A 17,589-nucleotide genomic window follows, 5' to 3' on the forward strand; every position below is an offset into this window, starting at 1 on the left:
CATGCCCCGGGGCGGGCAATTTTTTTTTTGGGGTTAAGAAAGGGGTAACGGGCCCCCCGGGGGGAAAGCAATAAATTGGTAATTTCACCACTTTTTTTCCGCACCCCGGGACGGACATTTTTTGTTAGGTGGTAACGCTCTGGGTCCAGGCCAGGGCGGACAAGTGGGCTTTGTTGACGTCTTCCGGCGTCAGGGACAAGGTGCCGGCCAGCGAACTCACCAGATTGCTGTTCAGCTCGCAGGCTTCGGCCAGCGCCAGGAATGGGCCGTATTTGCCGCCGCGCGTCAGCAGGGCTTTCACCACTTCCTCATTCAGCTGGATCGTTTCCAGCACCTCTCTCATCGGAATGCCGAGCAGGCGGTCCAGCAGCGAGAACATGCCGGCCACAAAGATGTTCTCGGCGTCGGCTTTGCCCAGCGCTTTCTGGCCCAGCAACTCGGCCAGGCGGCCGCGCACCACAGCCGTTTCCAGCAGCACCGGCGAGAAGCCGGACGTCGATGCCGTCGCCAGCAGCAGGGTCAGCCAGCGGTACATCGGCTGGTAGCCGAGCAGCTGGATGGCCTGCTTGAGCGATTGCACTTCGCGCCCGACGCCGAAGCCGGCGGAGTTGATGTAGCGCAGCAGCTTGTACGACAGCGCGGCGTCGCGCTTGAGCACATTCTCGATCTGCACCACGTCGGCATTCGCGTTCACCATCTGCATCAGCTGCAGGATGATGGTTTGCGACGGGTTGAGGCCGGCGCCTTCGGAACCGGGGCGCGGCGTCAGGTGCAGCTTGCCAACAAAGGCGTCCAGCCCGAGCGCGGCGCAGGCGTCGAAATCGGCCCAGGTGGTGACCGGGCGCCCGACCATGCGGATATTCGAGGCCTTCAGCAACGAGTAGGCGCGCGCCTGGGCCGCCACATCGGCGCCGGTAAAGCGCACTTCGACGTAGGAGCAGATGGTGCCGAGGCGGCTGCCGACACGCGCCAGATCGGCGTCGCGCAGCAGGATGCCGACGCCGCCCGCGCGCAGCGCCTGCACGGCGGCCAGCGTGGTCGGATTGGCCAGTTCGGAGGTCTTGATCGACAGCACGGTGTGCTCGGGCGGCATGTCGAACAGGGAATCGGTGGAGAGCATGCCCGGTACTGCCTGCAGGAACAGGGTCTTCTGCTTGAGCAGCCAGCCGTGGTCGGGATGGTTCACCTGCCCGGCGACAAAACCGACCAGGTCTTCCAGTTCGGCCAGGGTGGGCACGTGGGTGGCAGTCTCCTGCTGCCAGGTAAGTTCGTAACCGACCACGCGTTGCTCGGGATCGAGCAAAGGTTCGCGAACCAGGAAATGTGTCTGATGCATACGTGGTCTTATGCGTGGTTCAGGATGGTGCAGCGGCGGCCATGGCTGCCGCCGGTGAGTGCAAACGGGCCGGCCGCCGCAGCGGCCAGCCCGACAGGATCGGCTGGAGCGATCAAGCGCCGAGTTTCTCGAAGATCTTGTTCAGCTTTTCATCCAGGGTGGCGGCGGTGAATGGCTTCACCACATAGCCGTTGGCGCCTGCTTGCGCAGCCGCGATGATGTTTTCCTTTTTCGCCTCGGCGGTCACCATCAGCACCGGCAGCTTGGCCAGCGCGGGGTCGGCACGGATGTTCTGCAGCATGGTCAGGCCATCCATATTCGGCATATTCCAGTCGGACACCACGAAGTCGAATTGCTCCGCGCGCAGTTTGGCCAGCGCCATCACGCCGTCCTCTGCCTCGTCCACGTTGGCATAACCCAGTTCCTTCAAGAGATTTCGCACGATGCGACGCATCGTCGAGAAATCGTCAACAACCAAAAATTTCATCTTTGGATCAGCCATGAATTGCTCCGTTGTTTCTACTTACGCGGTTATTAATTAAAGTGGTGTTCCCAGCAAGTTGTAGGATAGCATTTTCGTTGCTCCAAGGCGAACAAACTACCCCAAAACCGTATCAAACGCGCAATGCGCGCGAGCCGTGCTGGGCCAGATAGCCCAGGACCATGCCCGGCAACGCCTGCAACGCCCCAACTTCGTGCGTGGCGCCGACAGCAATCGCCTCGCGGGGCATGCCGAACACCACGCAGCTGGCTTCGTCCTGCGCGAAATTATACGCTCCGGCGTTCTTCATCTCCAGCATGCCGGCCGCGCCGTCCTTGCCCATACCTGTCAGGATAACGCCAACCGCGTTTTTACCGGCGTTCTGCGCGGCGGAACGGAACAGCACATCGACCGAAGGGCGGTGGCGGTTGACCGGTTCGCCCTGGTCGAGCTTGGTCATATAGTTGGCGCCGGAGCGGGTCAGCAGCAGGTGCGAGTGGCCCGGCGCGATGTAGGCGTGGCCCGGCAGCACACGCTCATTGCCCTGCGCTTCGATCACGGAAATCTTGCACAGCGAATCGAGGCGCTTGGCGAAGGATTTGGTGAAGCCTTCCGGCATGTGCTGGGTAATCAGGATGCCCGGGCAGTCCGACGGCATTTGCATCAGGAATTCGCGGATGGCTTCCGTGCCGCCCGTCGAGGCCCCGACAATAATCAGTTTTTCCGAAGACATCAGCGGATTCCGTAGTTGCGGCAGGGCCGTCGCGCCCTCCCCGGCCGCGCCGGCGGCCGGCAAGGTGCGCGCCCGCACCTTGGCCTTGGAGGCGGCGCGGATCTTGTCGGCGATCAGGTCGGCGTATTCGCGCATGCCGCTCTGGATCGAGATCTTGGGCTTGGTGACGAAATCGACCGCGCCCAGTTCCAGCGCGCGCAGCGTGATTTCCGAGCCGCGCTCGGTCAGCGAGGACACCATCACCACCGGCATCGGGCGCAGGCGCATCAGGCGTTCGAGGAAGTCGAGGCCGTCCATCTTCGGCATCTCGACGTCCAGCGTCAGCACGTCGGGGTTGGTCTGCTTGATCAGTTCGCGCGCCACCAGCGGATCGGGCGCCACGCCCACCACTTCCATGTCCGGCTGGCTCTTGATGATTTCGGTCATCACACTGCGGATCAGCGCCGAATCGTCGCAAATCAGGACTTTGATCTTGTTCATTTCTGGTACCTAGTTTCTTAGAACAGCTCGACCTCGCCCGCCACCGGTTTCGATTTGAGGCGGTTGGCGTATTCGTTTTCACGCTGCGCCAGGGTGTCGTTATGGGTTTGCATCAGTTTTTTCACGAGCACCTTGCCGGTGCGCGGGAAGAAGTACACCTTGCGCGGGTAGATGTCGTTCAGGTCTTCCGCCACGATGCGGATCTTCTCGTTCTTCAGGAAGCTTTGCACAAAGGCGGCGTTGCGCTCGCCGACGTTGATCGCGGTGAAGCCCTTCAGCACCGCGCCGCCGCCAAACACCTTGGCTTCCAGGTTGTCGCGCCTGGCGCCGGCTTTCAGCAAATCGTTGATCAGCACTTCCATGGCATAGGTGCCGTAGCGGGCGGACGCCGATACCGGGCTGCCGGCGTCGGAGCCGCCATCCGGCAGCATGAAATGGTTCATGCCGCCCACCCCCGTCACGCGGTCGCGGATACAGGCCGAAACGCAGGACCCGAGCACGGTGACGATCAGCATCTCCTTGTGGGTGTAGTAATACTCTCCCGGCAGGATCTTGGCGGCCTCGCAGTCGAACGTCCGGTCGTAGTAGACGTTGGTGGCGAAATGTTCTTTGTCCATGTCATGCTCACTATCGTTGTGCTGCTGCGTGGCCTGACGCGAGCTTGCGCTCGTCCAGTTCATAAACGGTCTTACCACGCAACTTCAAAGCGTCCGACACGTAAAGGAAGTTTTCGGAGTGCCCGGCAAACAGCAGGGCGTCCGGTTTCATCAAGGGCACAAAGCGCTTCAGGATCTTGCGCTGGGTCTCCTTGTCGAAATAGATCATCACATTGCGGCAGAAGATGATGTCAAAGCCGGGGCGGATGTCCCATTTCTCGTCCAGCAGGTTGATCTGCCGGTAGGTGATCAGCTGGCGCAGCTCCTGGCGCACGCGCGCCATGCCTTCGTTGGCGCCGCGCCCCTTCATGAAGAAGCGGCGCTGCTGCTCGGGCGTCAGCTTCTCGATCCGCTCCATCGGGTAGACGCCGTTGGCGGCCGTGGCCAGCACATTGGTGTCGATATCGGTGGCGAGGATGTGCACCGGCGGCGTCAGCGTGTTGAACGCTTCGCAGCAGGTGATGGCAATCGAATACGGTTCTTCGCCAGTGGAACTGGCGGAGCACCAGATATTGATCGGTTCCCCGCGCTTGGCCTTGATATGCTCGGCCAGCAGCGGGAAGTGGTGTGCTTCGCGGAAGAACGACGTCAGGTTGGTGGTCAGTGCGTTGGTGAACGCCTCCCACTCGCCGTTGCCCAGGCGCCCTGCTTCCAGGTCGTCCAGGTAACGCACGAAGGTGGTGATGCCGGTGGCGCGCAAGCGTCGCGCCAGCCGGCTGTACACCATTTCCTGCTTGCTATCGGCCAGCGCAATGCCGGCCCGCTTGTAAATCATTGCGCGGACCCGTTCAAAATCCTTGCCGTTGAAGTCAAACTCTTTCACGGTCTCTCTGGTCAGCGCCATATTTGTTGGCCTCCGCTATGAACTACATTAAAACTCTTCCCAGTCGTCGCCGGATGGCGCGGCTGTCGCCAGCTTCTTGGGCGTCTGCTTCGGCTCGGCCGCTGCGGCCGGCACCACGGCGGTGCTGCGCGCCGGGGCGGCCGGCTTGGCCTTGCGCACCGGCGGCGCCGCGCGCTTGGCGAATTCGTCGCCGGCCAGCTTGAAGATCGACACGGCCTGCGCCAGGTTGGTGGCCTGGTCCTGCATCGATTCGGCGGCGGCGGCGGCTTCTTCCACCAGCGCGGCGTTCTGCTGCGTCATTTCGTCCATCTGGCCGATGGCGGCGTTGACTTCCTCAATGCCGTGGCTCTGCTCCAGGGTGGCGGCGGTGATCTCGCCCATGATGTCGGCCACCTGCTTGATCGAGGTCACGATCAGGCCCATGGTCTGGCCGGCTTCGTCGACCAGGCGGCCGCCGTTGTCGACCTTGGTCACCGAATCGTCGATCAGGTGCTTGATTTCCTTGGCGGCGGCGGCCGAGCGCTGCGCCAGGTTGCGCACTTCGGACGCCACCACGGCGAAGCCGCGGCCCTGCTCGCCGGCGCGCGCCGCTTCCACCGCGGCGTTCAGCGCCAGGATGTTGGTCTGGAAGGCGATGCCGTCGATCACGCCGATGATGTCCACGATCTTGCTCGACGATTCCTTGATCGAGCCCATGGTGTCGACCACCTGCGACACCACCTGGCCGCCCTTCTCCGCCACCGAGGAGGCCGATACCGCCAGCTGGTTGGCCTGGCGCGCGTTGTCGGCGTTCTGCTTCACGGTGGAAGTCAGGTTTTCCATCGAGGAGGCGGTTTCCTCCAGCGAGGAAGCCTGCGATTCGGTGCGCGCCGACAGGTCGGCGTTGCCGGTCGCGATTTCCTGCGAGGCGGTGGTGATGGTGTCGGTTGCCAGGCGCACCTGGCCCACGGTCTTCACCAGGCTGTCGTTCATGTCTTTCAGGGCCTGTAGCAGCTCGGAGGTTTCATCCTTGCCTTCCACCGTCACCTGCGAGGTCAGCTCGCCAGCCGCCACTTTCTGCGCCACTTCCACCGCGCCCGACAGCGGGCCGGTGATGGAGCGGGTGATCAGCAGTGCGCACAGCACGCCCACGCCGACCGCCACCGCAGCCAGCACCACCATCCACATGGTCAGGCTGCGGTCGGCCTTGTTGGAGTCTTCCTTGAACTTGGCGATGGATTTTTCCTGGATTTCCACCAGCTTGTTCAGCGCGGCCAGGGCCTGCTGGTTCAGCGGGTCGATGCGGCCGGCAATCACCTTGGCCGCGCCTTCGGCGTTGAAGGCCATGATCTGGCCCATGGCTTCCTTGAAGGCGGCGTCGACGTCGCTCTGCAGCGCGGCGATGTCGTTCAGCACCTTCTTCTCGGCGTCGTCCAGGCCCAGGCCCTGCAGCTTGGCGCGCGCCGCGTCGTAGCGCGCGCGGCTCGCCTTGACCTTCTCTTCTTCCTTCTGCATCAGGCTGACGTCCGACTGCAGGCCGATGTTACGCATGGCGATGCCGGTTTCCAGCATCGTGCTCTTCATGGTCTGCGCCTGCAGCTCCTTGGCGCCGGACAGGTCCAGGCCGGTCATCAGCGCCGACTTGTTGCGATAGTTCAGGACATTGGTCAGTAATACCGTGCCGACCAAAATCAGCAGGATCACCCCAAAACCGAAACCTAGCCGCGTGCCTATTTTGAATTCGCGCACGTTCATTTTATTTTATCTCCCTTTGTATACCTGTTAATGCTGTCTGTATTTATAACCGGTGCGCGGGGTGCACCCCGGGGTGCGGATCAAGCCGCGAGTTTTTCGCTCAAGCCCATTTCCGGGCTGGACATCAGGCGGCCGATGTCGACCAGGATCAGCATACGCTCATCGATGGTGCCGAGGCCGATCATGTATTCCGAGCTGAAGGCCGTGCCCATGTCCGGCGCCGGCTTGATCTGCTCTTCGGTCAGCGAGGTGACGTCCGACACCGCATCGACCACCATGCCGACCACGCGGCCGTTGATGTTCAGGATGATCACCACGGTGAACTGGTCGTAGACCGGCTCGCCGAGCTTGAACTTGATGCGCATGTCCACCACCGGGATGATGATGCCGCGCAGGTTGATCACGCCTTTGATGAACTCCGGCGCGTTGGCAATGCGGGTCACCGCTTCATAGCCGCGGATCTCCTGCACCTTCAGGATGTCGATGCCGTATTCCTCGGCACCGAGCTTGAACGCCAGGTACTCCTTGGCGGCAGTGCCTGCATTTTCTGCTTCGTTCATGGTTCTTCCTTCACTAAATTCGATTCGTCAACCAGCTGGCGCGAGGAGCGCACCAGCGCCGTCACGTCCAGGATCAGCGACACGCCGCCGTCGCCCAGGATGGTGGCGCCGGAAATGCCGGTCACCTTGCGGTAATTCGATTCCAGGTTCTTCACCACCACCTGCTGTTGGCCGACCAGTTCGTCCACGAACAGGCAGGCTTTCTTGCCTTCGGTTTCCACGATCACCAGGATGCCCTGGCATGGGTCGGTGTAGCGCGGCTCGATGTCGAAAATCTGGTACAGCGGCACCAGCGGCAGGTATTCGCCGCGCACCTTGATCACGCGGCCCTTGCCGCTGATTTCCTTCACGTCCTCCGGCGCCGGCTGCAAGGACTCCAGCACGAAGCCGAGCGGCAGGATATACACCTCGTCGCCGGTCTGGATCAGCATGCCGTCCAGGATGGCCAGCGTCAGCGGCAGCGAAATCGAAATGGTGGTGCCAAAGCCCTTGGCGGAACGGATGTCGACCGTGCCGCCCATGGCGGTGATATTGCGCTTGACCACGTCCATGCCGACGCCGCGGCCGGAGACGTCGGTGACCTGTTCGGCCGTCGAAAAGCCCGGCGCGAAGATCAGCTGCCAGACGTCGGCATCGCTCATATTGTCGGCCACCGGCAGGCCATTCTGGCGCGCTTTCGCCAAAATCTTATCGCGGTTCAAGCCGCCGCCGTCATCCGACACTTCGATGATGATGCTGCCGCCCTGGTGCGAAGCGGACAGGAACAGGCGTCCGGTCTCGCCCTTGCCGGCCGCCTTGCGCACGTCCGGCATCTCGATGCCGTGGTCGATCGAGTTGCGCACCAGGTGGGTCAGCGGGTCGACAATGCGTTCGATCAGGCCCTTGTCCAGTTCCGTGGCGGCGCCGCTGGTGACGAATTCGACCTTCTTGCCCAATTTGGTGGCCAGGTCGCGCACCATGCGCGGGAAGCGCGAGAACACGAAGTCCATCGGCATCATGCGGATCGACATGACCGATTCCTGCAGGTCGCGCGTGTTGCGCGTCAGCTGCGAGATGCCGCTCATCAGCTTCTCGTGCAGCACCGGGTCGAGGCTGCCGGCGCGCTGCTCGATCATGGCCTGCGTGATCACCAGCTCGCCCACCAGGTTGATCAGCTGGTCGACCTTCTCCACCGAGACGCGGATCGAGGACGATTCGGCGCCGGCCGGCGCGTGGGCGGCCTTTTCGGCCTCCCGGCGCGCCGCTTTCTTTTCCTGCTCCTCGCTTGGCTTGGCCGCTTCCGGCGCGGCATCCTTGATGCCGGCCTGGGCGCGGATCACTTCCAGCGGCTGGAAGAAACCGTAGCCGCGCGCGTCGTCGGCGCCGGCCGCCGCGTTGGCGCGGATTTCATCGAGCGGCTGGAAGAAGCCGTAGCCTTCGCCGTCCGCCGCCGGCGCGGCAGGCGCCGCAGCCGCCGGGGCGGCGCCGCCGCCGGACGGCAGCGGGTCGAAGAAGCCGTAGCCCATGTCCGCTTCCTTGCGCGCGCGCTCGGCATTCTCGCGCGCGGCCTGGGTCGGGGTCAGGGCCGGCAGTTCGCTCACCTGCATCTGGTCGGCGTCGATCACGAACGAGCAGATCGCCACGATATCGTCCAGCGATTCGTGGGTGGTGACGATCATCGCGTGGCGCTCAGCGTCCAGCGGCATCAGCTCCACATGGCCCATCAGGCCCAGTTCGGCCGCCAGCGCTTCCACCTCGCGGTGCACCATGGGCGGCAGCTCCAGGCGGTAGCGTTTGCCGCCGCTGTGGTCGACCGCCTGCGCTTCCGGCGCATTGAAGGCCGGCGCCACCGGCGCCATCGCCTCGATGTGCACGTCCTGCGCCAGCTCCTGCAGCATCATGCGCACGTCGCCCACCGCCTCCTGGTCGACCGCGCTGCCCAGGCGGTGCCCGTCCAGCTGCATCTTCAGGATGTCCTTGGCCGCCAGGAAGGCGTCCACGTGGGTCGAGGTCAGGGCCATTTCGCCCTTGCGGATGCGGTCCAGCAGCGTCTCCAGCACGTGCGTGACTTCGCTCATGTCGGTCACGCCGAACGTCGACGCCCCGCCCTTCACCGAGTGCGCGGTGCGGAAAATCGCATTCAAGTCTTCTTCACTGGGCGACGCGACGTCGACGCCCAGCAGCAGACGCTCCATTTCAGCCAGCAGTTCTTCCGCTTCGTCGAAGAAGACCTGGTAGAACTGGCTAATATCGATGGTCATGCCATACCCCTTAATTAGCCAATGACCTTCTTCACTACCTCAATCAGACGTTGCGGGTCGAAAGGCTTGACCAGCCAGCCGTTGGCGCCGGCAGCGCGGCCCTTGGCTTTCATCTCATCGGACGATTCGGTGGTCAGCATCAAAATCGGTACCTTGGCATAGGCCGGTTGCTCGCGCAGCAGCTTGATCAGCTGCAGGCCGTCCATGCGCGGCATGTTCTGGTCGGTCAGCACCAGGTCCACGGTTTGCAGCTTGGCCTTTTCCAGGCCGTCCTGTCCGTCGACCGCTTCCACCACCTGGTAGCCAGCGGCCTTCAGGCTGAATGCCACCATCTGGCGCAGCGAGCTGGAATCGTCGACTGCAAGAATTGTTTTAGCCATCTTTTTATCTCACTAAGTAAAATTTTTTATCGTATTCAGAACAGTTCGATGTCGCCGCTTTCCAGGTGCTTCTGGCTGACCGCCTTGCGCAGCACGCTGCGCAGCTCCAGGCTCTGGATCGCCAGCGCCATGCTGACCTTGCTGAGCAGGTCGACAATCTCGTCGCTGCCCGATTCCGGCACCACTTCGGCGCCGTGCGCGCCCAGGGTGCCCAGGAATTCGCGCAGGCCGGTCACGCGCTTCAAGGTGCGGTCGATCAGCTGGCTGGTCATGTCCTGGAACTGCATGCTGGTGATGGCGGCGTTCACATAGCCGCTCACCTGCTCGTTCATCTCTTTCAGGCGCGCCTTGTCCTCGGGCGAAGGCTCGCCGCCCTGCAGCAGCAGCTCGATGGTCGCCTGCTGCGCGCTGACCGCCTCATGGATCGCCATGAAGTTGCGGGTCAGCTTGTCAATCGCTTCCTCCAGCAGCAGGTTGGTCTGCAGCAGGTCGGTCTCGACTTCCGTCAGGTGGCGCCGGCCATGGTCCGACACACCGGACAGCAGCCGTTTCACATGGGAGCCAAGGATTTTCTTTCTTGTCATAACTGTCTCTATTATTTCTTCCCGGCCGGGGCTGGGGCCGCGGCAGGCACCGCATCCGTTTCGCCGCCGATCTGCAGCTTGCCGCCGTCACGCAGCACGTTTTCTTCCGTCTTCTTGTTCATCACGATAATGCTGATACGGCGATTGATCGGGTTGAACGGGTCCTGGCGGTCCAGGTGGGCGGCGCCGGCCAGGCCCACCACGCGCAGCATCTTGTTGTCGGCCAGGCCACCGTGCACCAGGGCGCGGCGCGAGGCATTGGCACGGTCGGCCGACAACTCCCAGTTACTGTACCCCGTTTCCGTGAAATACGGGGTGGAGTCGGTGTGGCCGGACAGGCCGATCTTGTTCGGCACATCGTTCAGCGCCGGCGCGATCGCTTCCAGGATCTCGCGCGCATACGGTTGCAGGTCAGCCTTGCCGGAGGTGAACATCGGGCGGTTCTGCAAGTCCACGATCTGGATGCGCAAGCCTTCGCTGGTGAAATCGAGCAGCAGCTGTTCCTTGAATTTTTTCAGTTCGGCGCTGGTGTCGATGGTCATCTCGATGCGGGCGCGCAGGGCCTGCAGGCGCGATTTTTCTTCCGCCTCGAGCGCCTTCTTGGCCGCGTCCAGGTTGTACGTCTTGTTCTGCTGCGGGTCCTCCGCCATCTTCACCTGGCCGGTCTTGCGCGACAGGTCCTGGCCGCCGCCCTGGATCACCGAGGAGCTGTCGCCGCTGCCCGAGCCGCCCTGCATGGCCACTTTCAGCGGCGTCTTGAAGTATTCGGAAATACCGTTCAAGTCGCCCTTGGTGGTCGAGCCCAGCAGCCACATCAGCAGGAAGAAGGCCATCATCGCCGTCACGAAGTCGGCGTAAGCGATCTTCCAGGCGCCGCCGTGATGGCCGCCCCCGCCTTTTTTGATCTTCTTGACGACAATGGGCCGCAGGCCTTCTTCAGCCATGGCTGGTCCTCGCTTCCATTACTTCGACTTCGATTTCTTGATATGTTCTTCCAGCTCGGCAAAGCTCGGGCGCTCGGTCGAGTACAGCACCTTGCGGCCAAATTCCACTGCCAGGGCCGGGGCGTAACCATTCAGGCTGGCCAGCAGCGTCACTTTCACGCACTGGAACATCTTGGTCGACTCCTCCAGCTTCTGCTCCAGCAGGCTGGCCAGCGGTCCGACGAAACCGTATGCCAGCAGGATACCGAGGAAGGTACCGACCAGCGCTTTGGCAATCAGGATGCCCAGCTCGGACGGCGGGATCCCCACCGATTCCATGGTGTGCACCACGCCCATCACCGCCGCCACGATACCGAAGGCCGGCAAGCCATCGCCCAGCTTGGCGATGCAATGGGCCGGCACGTGGCCTTCCTGGTGGTGGGTTTCAATTTCGTTGTCCATCAGGTTTTCAATCTGGAAGGCATCCATATTGCCCGACACCATCAGGCGCAGGTAGTCGGTCATGAACTCGACAATATGGTGGTCCTCCAGTACCGAGGGATATTTGCTGAACAGCGGGCTGTCTTCCGGCTTTTCGATATCGCCTTCGATCGACATCAAGCCTTCCTTGCGTACCTTGGACAGGACGTCGAACAGCAGCGACATCAGCTCCATGTACAGGTCCTTGGTGTAGCGCGAACCCTTGAACAGGCCGGGAATGGCGCCCAGCGTCGCCTTGATGGCCTTGCCGTTGTTACCGACAAAGAAGGCGCCAGCTGCCGCACCGCCAATCATCAGCAGTTCGAGCGGCTGGAACAGGGAGGCCAGGTGACCGCCACTCAGTGCGAAGCCGCCGAAAACCGACGCGACGACAATGACGTATCCGATGATGACTAACAAGCGCGCGAACTCCTCGAAAGCTAGTTAAAAGCAATAATATTCCACAGTGGAACTACAATAACGTGAAGACGCCTCTGCGGCAAGGAAAACTGCCTCTAAATCTCTCTTATATAGAGTGGCGGCCCACCCTCTGTGGTAAGGATGGTCTTGACGCCGTTTGCCGCGGGAATCCCAAATTCATAACTCGCCAACAAAGTGCCTGGACGCATCTCGCGTTGCGCCTTGCGCCACAGGGCCGGCATGGCGGCCGGCGACAGGTAGGCGAACACCAGGTCGTAATCGGCAAAGTCGAGCTGCTCGTAATCGCCGCGCAGGAAACGCGCGCGGCTGCCCGTGAGCGCCGCACGCAGGCGCGAGACCAGCCACGGAACGGGAGCCAGTTCAATACCAGTCACCGTGGATTCGGGCCGCGCCGCCGCCAGGTGCAGCGCGCAGCCGCCCAGGCCGCTGCCGATATCGATCACGCGCCAGGCCCTGCCCGGCGGCAGTTGCGCCAGCAGCGCCTGCCAGACGGCGCGGTGCGAGGGGTAGTATGGGACTTGGGTGCGGTAGGTAGACCAGTACCAGCCCAGCAGGATGAGGAAGGCGCCGCCCGCCAGCCATGGCGGCAGGTGCAGGGCCAGTCCGGCCAGCACGGCCAGCGGGAACAGCAGCTGGATCGGCAGCCACCAGCGCGCCAGCCCGAGCTTCCAGCTGAGGGCCGCCGCCAGCACGCCTTGCAGCAGCGCGCCATGCAGCAGGGTCAGGCCGATGCCGGCCATATCAGCGGCAACAGCCAGCGCGGCGCATGGCAGCACCGCGCCGGCCTGGACCAGCAGCGCCTGGAGGGCGGGAATCTTAAGCGGCGAGCGCTTCGCTGGCGGCATCCTTGGCCTTGCGGGTTTTGCCGGCACGCGAAGGCATGTGGCACAGGCCGCACTTGTAGTCGCGGTTCAGGTCCATGGCATCGACCACGAACTTGCCTTTGCAGCAGGTGCAAGGCTTGAGCTGCAGCATATTGCTGCCAGCGAATTTGACCAGGGTCCAGGCGCGGGTCAGCGAGAGCAGCGGCTCCTCGCCCGGCGCCGGCGGCATTTGCTCGAGGTAGAGCTGGTAAGCCTTCATCACGGCCTGGATGCCGCTGGCGCCGGCATGCTCGACCAGGAAGTTGTGGATATTCATGAACAGCGAAGAGTGGATATTCGGCTGCCAGGTCAGGAACCAGTCGGTCGAGAAAGGCAGCATGCCCTTCGGCGGCGACACGCCTTTCAGCTCCTTGTACAGCTTGAGCAGGCGCTCGCGCGACAGCGAAACCTCGGTTTCCAGCAGCTGCAGGCGGGCGCCCAGGTTGATCAGCTCGATGGCCAGCTGGATTTCCTGCGCTTCGGTCACCACACTCTTCTTGGTCATGATGCGCTCCTTAGGCGATTTCTTCGACAGCCTGGCCAGCCATCAGGATGGCGGCGTGCGATTGGGCCAGCGAACGGTCCTTATTGTAATTGGTCAGCATGCCGAGGATGGCGCTGTCGTCGAAGCGGAAGCGCGCCAGCATCATATTGCCGCCCGCCAGTTTCAGGATCTGGGCATTGCTCATGCCTTCGATCAGGTCGGCGATATCGGCGGAAATGCCCAGGCGGAAGATTGCGGTGACCTTGTCGGCGCGGATCATCTGCTGAGCCAGCATCAGGTAGCTCAGGTTCGCGTCGCGGATTTCAGCCATCATATCGTTTGCAGTCATGTCCATCTCCTGTCGGTTTCAGCTTGCAACGCAAATGTTCGTTGCCGTTGAGACACATTCTGCTGGACGGGCTTAAAACCACAAAGAGGCGGGAATCCGTATTTTTGGTCGGGAATAGACGAAGTGACCCCGTAGGATTTTGTCCTACAGAGCTCTGCCCATAGAGGGGCAACACCAGTATTGGTGCGGGTTTGCGGGGCGTTCAGGCTCGCCGAAAAGTCAGGAGCCGAGGGTAAAAATGCGATGGCGCGGAGATGCTTTTTTGCGACATCTGAACTGGTAACGGCAGGGTTTTGAGGAACTTTAGGGTTTTACGCAAAAAATTTTAAATTTTTTTCGACCAACCCAAACTGCCGAACAGCAAGCCTTTTACCGGGCTTCTAAAAACGGTAACGGCAGGCTTTCGGGGAACTTTAGGGTTTTTTGGAAAAATTTTTAAAAATTTTTTTACCCTTATAAATCAATGGCTTGGATCGCAAACCCGGTGAGGCGTGGTCAGACCCAAGGGTCTGACCCGGGCTGGGCAGCGTGCGCTGGGCGGGTCGGACCCTTGGGTCCGACCCAGGTTTACCGGGTTTAACCACGCCAAACGTTGCTACAATCTCACTTTCTTTAAGCCTCAAGGAAACCCCCATGATTTCCCGCCCCGACTGCCTGGCCCGCGACGCTGCGGACACCCTGGCGCCGCTGCGCGAGCAGTTCGACCTGCCCGCCGGTGTCATTTATCTGGATGGCAACTCTTTGGGCGCCCGTCCCAAGGCCGCCCTCACCCGCGCCACCGAGGTCATCGCCAAGGAATGGGGCAAAGACCTGATCACCAGCTGGAACACGGCCGGCTGGTTCGAGATGCCGAAACGCCTGGGCAACCGGCTGGCGCCCCTGCTCGGCGCCAGGGACGGCGAAGTGGTGGTGACCGACACCACCTCCATCAACCTGTTCAAAGCGCTGGCCGCCGCCCTGCACGAGCAGGCCCATGCCGCACCCGGCCGCAAAACCATCATCACCGAGCGCTCCAATTTCCCGACCGACATCTACATGGCCCAGGGCCTGACCAGCTGGCTTGAGCGCGGCTATGAAGTTCGCCTGGTCGACAGCCCCGAGCAGCTGGCCAGCGCCATCAACGCCGATACCGCGGTCGTCATGCTGACCCACGTCAACTACCGCACCGGCTACCAGCACGACATGGCCGCCATGAGCGCCCTCGCCCACCAGCATGGCGCGGTGATCGTATGGGACCTGGCACACTCGGCCGGCGCTGTACCGCTCGACCTGCACGGCGACGGCGCCGACTACGCGGTTGGCTGCACCTATAAATACCTGAACGGCGGCCCCGGCGCGCCGGCCTTCATCTGGGTCCCGCGACACCGCCAGGAAAAGTTCAGCCATCCGCTGTCCGGCTGGTGGGGCCACGCCAACCCGTTCGCCATGGCGCCCGACTTTGCGCCGACCAGCGGCATCGGGCGCGCCCTGTGCGGCACCCAGCCGATCACTTCGCTGGCCATGGTGGAGTGCGGCCTGGACGTGTTCGCACAAACCGATATGCAGGCCATCCGCACCAAATCGCTGGCCCTGACCGACCTCTTTATCGCGCTGGTGGAGCAGCGCTGCGCCCAGCACCCGCTTGGCCTGGTGACCCCGCGCGCGCATGCGCAGCGCGGCTCCCAGGTCAGCTTCACCCACCCGCACGGCTACGCCGTGATGCAGGCCCTGATCGCGCGCGGCGTGATCGGCGACTACCGCGAGCCGGAAATCATGCGCTTCGGCTTCACCCCGCTCTACACCAGCTTCGCCGACGTGTGGGATGCGGTGGAAATCCTGAAGCAGATCCTGGACGATAAAGCCTACGATATCAGCGCCGCGCGCGGCGCAGTAACCTGAACATCATGACCGAACAAAAGAAAACCGGCGCCGAATGGCATGGCGCGCAGATGGACTTCTCCAAGTCCATGAGCTACGGCGACTACCTGGGGCTGGAGAAAATCCTGAGCGCCCAGCACCCGCTCTCGCCCAACCACAATGAAATGCTGTTCATCGTGCAGCACCAGACCAGCGAGCTGTGGATGAAGCTCATGCTGCACGAGCTGCACGCGGTGTGCGACCATATCCGCCGCAACGACCTGCCGCCGGCCTTCAAGATGCTGGCGCGCGTGGCGCGCATCATGGACCAGCTGGTGCATGCGTGGGACGTGCTGGCGACCATGACGCCGCCCGAGTACACCGCCATCCGCCCTTACCTGGCGTCGTCGTCCGGCTTCCAGTCGCACCAGTACCGCGAGATCGAGTTCATCCTCGGGAACAAGAATGCCAATATGCTGGCCGTGCACCAGCAGGTGCCGGAAGCGCACGCCCGCCTCGACACCGCGCTGCGCGCGCCATCGCTGTACGACGAGGCGATCCGCCTGCTGGCGCGCAGCGGCCTGCAGATCGACGCCGCGCGCCTGGACGGCGACTGGACCCAGCCGACCGTGGCCAATGAGTCGGTGCAGAACGCCTGGCTCGAGGTGTACCGCGATACCACGCGCTACTGGGCCCTGTATGAACTGGCGGAGAAACTGGTGGACATGGAAACCGCCTTCCGCTTCTGGCGCTTCCGCCACGTCACCACGGTGGAACGCGTGATCGGCTTCAAGACGGGCACGGGCGGCACGGCTGGCGTGTCCTACCTGCGTAAAATGCTGGACGTTGTCCTGTTCCCCGAACTGTTCGCGCTGAGGACCGCACTATGAACACAACTACCGCCATCCAGTCCGTGCCAGGCAAAGCGCCCGCCGCCCTGCGCGGCCTGTCCATTGCGCTCGCTGCGGCGGCGCTGCTGTGCGGGGCGCCGGCGCAGGCGCGCGGCAACGGCGGCGACCAACCGGGCGTCTTCGACCATTATGTGCTGTCGCTGTCGTGGTCGCCGGAATACTGCGCGGGCCGCGGCGGCAACGATCCGGTGCAGTGCGCGACCGGCCGCCAGCTGGGCTTCGTGCTGCACGGGCTGTGGCCCCAGCATGAGCGCGGCTACCCGGCCAGCTGCGGCCGCGTGAAGATGCCAGCCCACCTGCGCGACCAGTATGAAGGCATTTACGCCTCGCCCAAGCTGCTCCACCACGAGTGGAACAAGCACGGCACCTGCTCCGGCCTGGCGCCGCAGGACTACCTGGCGCTGAGCGCGAAGCTGAAGGACGGGCTGAAGATCCCGGCCGCTTTCGCGCGGCCGCAACAGCCGGTGCGCGTGTCGCCCGGCCAGTTCGAGGCCGAGTTCCATAAGGCCAATCCCTGGCTGGCCAAGGATTCGGTGCTGCCGGTGTGCGGTTCCGGCGGCCGCTTCCTGCGCGAGGCGCGCGTCTGTTACGCCAAGGATGGCAAATCGCGCAGCTGCTCAAGCGAGGCGATCGCCTATTCGCAGAAGAGCTGCGGCCAATCCACCTTCCTCATGAAGAATGTGAAATGAGCGTCCTTACCCTGGCCGGCCTGTGGAACTCGGGCCCGCAGCATTGGCAGACCCACTGGGAACGAAAACACGGCTGGCAACGCGCGCCGCACCGCGACTGGGAGACGCCCGACCGCGAGGAGTGGGTGCGCGAGCTCGATGCGGCCATCGCCGCCTGCGAGCGTCCGCCGGTGCTGGCGGCGCACAGCCTGTCCTGCACCCTGGTGACCTGGTGGGCCGCCCAGCATGCGCAGACGCCGCAAGGCGCGCAGCGCATCGCGGGCGCCTTCCTGGTGGCGCCGAGCGATGTCGATGCGCCGTCGTATCCGGACTGCACCACCGGCTTCCAGCCGATGCAGCTGGCGCGCCTGCCCTTCCCGTCCCTCGTGGTGGCCAGCAGCAACGACATCTACGTCAGCACCGAGCGCGCGCGCCTGTTCGCGCAGGCATGGGGCAGCGAGCTGCATGTGATCGGCGGTGCCGGCCACATCAATGGCGATGCCGGCTATGGCCCGTGGCCGGAAGGTGAAGAGTTGCTGCTAGGTTTCGTGCGCCGCACCACCGAGCGTTAAGCGGACAATTGGCTCGCTGGACAACCAGGAGCCA

At 63.1% G+C, this 17,589-nt stretch carries 19 protein-coding genes; 4 read left to right on the forward strand and 15 right to left on the reverse strand.

What is annotated here, in order from left to right:
• Positions 1-124: 124 nt before the first annotated feature.
• The 15 genes from ACE3TQ_RS02025 to flhD all read right to left on the reverse strand — a co-directional run bounded on the left by ACE3TQ_RS02025 (position 125) and on the right by flhD (position 13,568).
• On the reverse strand, positions 125-1,336 hold the full coding sequence (locus ACE3TQ_RS02025) for an EAL and HDOD domain-containing protein (RefSeq protein ID WP_374580249.1): 1,212 nt from the start codon (positions 1,334-1,336) through the stop codon (positions 125-127).
• A 112-nt stretch (positions 1,337-1,448) separates the two neighbouring features.
• Positions 1,449-1,838: a chemotaxis response regulator CheY gene (cheY, locus tag ACE3TQ_RS02030; RefSeq protein WP_028104141.1), complete on the reverse strand. Its 390-nt coding sequence runs from the start codon at positions 1,836-1,838 to the stop codon at positions 1,449-1,451.
• A 112-nt stretch (positions 1,839-1,950) separates the two neighbouring features.
• Positions 1,951-3,030 (reverse strand): chemotaxis response regulator protein-glutamate methylesterase, encoded by a 1,080-nt coding sequence (locus ACE3TQ_RS02035; protein ID WP_374580250.1) that lies wholly within the window; start codon positions 3,028-3,030, stop codon positions 1,951-1,953.
• A 17-nt stretch (positions 3,031-3,047) separates the two neighbouring features.
• Entirely contained in the window at positions 3,048-3,647 is a 600-nt protein-coding gene (gene cheD / locus ACE3TQ_RS02040; protein ID WP_374580251.1) for a chemoreceptor glutamine deamidase CheD, read from the reverse strand.
• A 10-nt stretch (positions 3,648-3,657) separates the two neighbouring features.
• Positions 3,658-4,530, reverse strand: coding sequence for a CheR family methyltransferase (locus ACE3TQ_RS02045; protein WP_374580252.1), 873 nt, complete (start codon positions 4,528-4,530; stop codon positions 3,658-3,660).
• 27 nt (positions 4,531-4,557) lie between these two features.
• Positions 4,558-6,264, reverse strand: a complete 1,707-nt coding sequence (locus ACE3TQ_RS02050) for a methyl-accepting chemotaxis protein (protein ID WP_374580253.1) — start codon at positions 6,262-6,264, stop codon at positions 4,558-4,560.
• A gap of 80 nt (positions 6,265-6,344) precedes the next feature.
• The gene (locus tag ACE3TQ_RS02055; protein WP_374580254.1) at positions 6,345-6,824 is read right to left on the reverse strand and encodes a chemotaxis protein CheW; all 480 of its coding nucleotides are present in this window, start codon (positions 6,822-6,824) and stop codon (positions 6,345-6,347) included.
• Positions 6,821-9,064 carry a chemotaxis protein CheA gene (cheA, locus tag ACE3TQ_RS02060; protein WP_374580255.1) on the reverse strand — a complete coding sequence of 748 codons (2,244 nt, stop codon included), beginning with the start codon at positions 9,062-9,064 and terminating at the stop codon, positions 6,821-6,823. Before cheA ends, ACE3TQ_RS02055 begins: the two co-directional genes overlap by 4 nt.
• 14 nt (positions 9,065-9,078) lie before the next feature.
• Positions 9,079-9,444: a response regulator gene (locus ACE3TQ_RS02065; protein WP_028104148.1), complete on the reverse strand. Its 366-nt coding sequence runs from the start codon at positions 9,442-9,444 to the stop codon at positions 9,079-9,081.
• A 35-nt stretch (positions 9,445-9,479) separates the two neighbouring features.
• Complete coding sequence (locus tag ACE3TQ_RS02070; RefSeq protein ID WP_374580256.1) at positions 9,480-10,028, reverse strand: chemotaxis protein; 549 nt, start codon at positions 10,026-10,028, stop codon at positions 9,480-9,482.
• Between the two features lie 11 nt (positions 10,029-10,039).
• Entirely contained in the window at positions 10,040-10,972 is a 933-nt protein-coding gene (motB, locus tag ACE3TQ_RS02075) for a flagellar motor protein MotB (protein WP_374580257.1), read from the reverse strand.
• Between the two features lie 18 nt (positions 10,973-10,990).
• A complete protein-coding gene (gene motA, locus ACE3TQ_RS02080) occupies positions 10,991-11,851 on the reverse strand; it encodes a flagellar motor stator protein MotA (protein ID WP_374580258.1) in 861 nt (286 codons plus the stop codon).
• A 95-nt stretch (positions 11,852-11,946) separates the two neighbouring features.
• Positions 11,947-12,717 (reverse strand): class I SAM-dependent methyltransferase, encoded by a 771-nt coding sequence (locus tag ACE3TQ_RS02085; protein ID WP_374580259.1) that lies wholly within the window; start codon positions 12,715-12,717, stop codon positions 11,947-11,949.
• Positions 12,689-13,240, reverse strand: a complete 552-nt coding sequence (flhC, locus tag ACE3TQ_RS02090) for a flagellar transcriptional regulator FlhC (RefSeq protein ID WP_374580260.1) — start codon at positions 13,238-13,240, stop codon at positions 12,689-12,691. Before flhC ends, ACE3TQ_RS02085 begins: the two co-directional genes overlap by 29 nt.
• 10 nt (positions 13,241-13,250) lie before the next feature.
• Positions 13,251-13,568 carry a flagellar transcriptional regulator FlhD gene (gene flhD, locus ACE3TQ_RS02095; RefSeq protein WP_055936061.1) on the reverse strand — a complete coding sequence of 106 codons (318 nt, stop codon included), beginning with the start codon at positions 13,566-13,568 and terminating at the stop codon, positions 13,251-13,253.
• Between the two features lie 633 nt (positions 13,569-14,201).
• On the opposite strand from flhD, the gene kynU reads away from it, so the two are divergent.
• From kynU to ACE3TQ_RS02115, 4 genes are read left to right on the forward strand one after another with little or no spacing between them, the layout of a single operon-like run.
• Complete coding sequence (gene kynU / locus ACE3TQ_RS02100) at positions 14,202-15,446, forward strand: kynureninase (protein WP_374580261.1); 1,245 nt, start codon at positions 14,202-14,204, stop codon at positions 15,444-15,446.
• 5 nt (positions 15,447-15,451) lie between these two features.
• Positions 15,452-16,294: a tryptophan 2,3-dioxygenase gene (kynA, locus tag ACE3TQ_RS02105; protein ID WP_374580262.1), complete on the forward strand. Its 843-nt coding sequence runs from the start codon at positions 15,452-15,454 to the stop codon at positions 16,292-16,294.
• On the forward strand, positions 16,291-17,004 hold the full coding sequence (locus tag ACE3TQ_RS02110; RefSeq protein WP_374580263.1) for a ribonuclease: 714 nt from the start codon (positions 16,291-16,293) through the stop codon (positions 17,002-17,004). Before kynA ends, ACE3TQ_RS02110 begins: the two co-directional genes overlap by 4 nt.
• Positions 17,001-17,555 (forward strand): RBBP9/YdeN family alpha/beta hydrolase, encoded by a 555-nt coding sequence (locus ACE3TQ_RS02115; protein ID WP_374580264.1) that lies wholly within the window; start codon positions 17,001-17,003, stop codon positions 17,553-17,555. Before ACE3TQ_RS02110 ends, ACE3TQ_RS02115 begins: the two co-directional genes overlap by 4 nt.
• Positions 17,556-17,589 lie beyond the last annotated feature (34 nt).

This window comes from Pseudoduganella sp., assembly GCF_041914865.1.
In the GTDB taxonomy this organism is placed as follows: domain Bacteria; phylum Pseudomonadota; class Gammaproteobacteria; order Burkholderiales; family Burkholderiaceae_D; genus Rugamonas.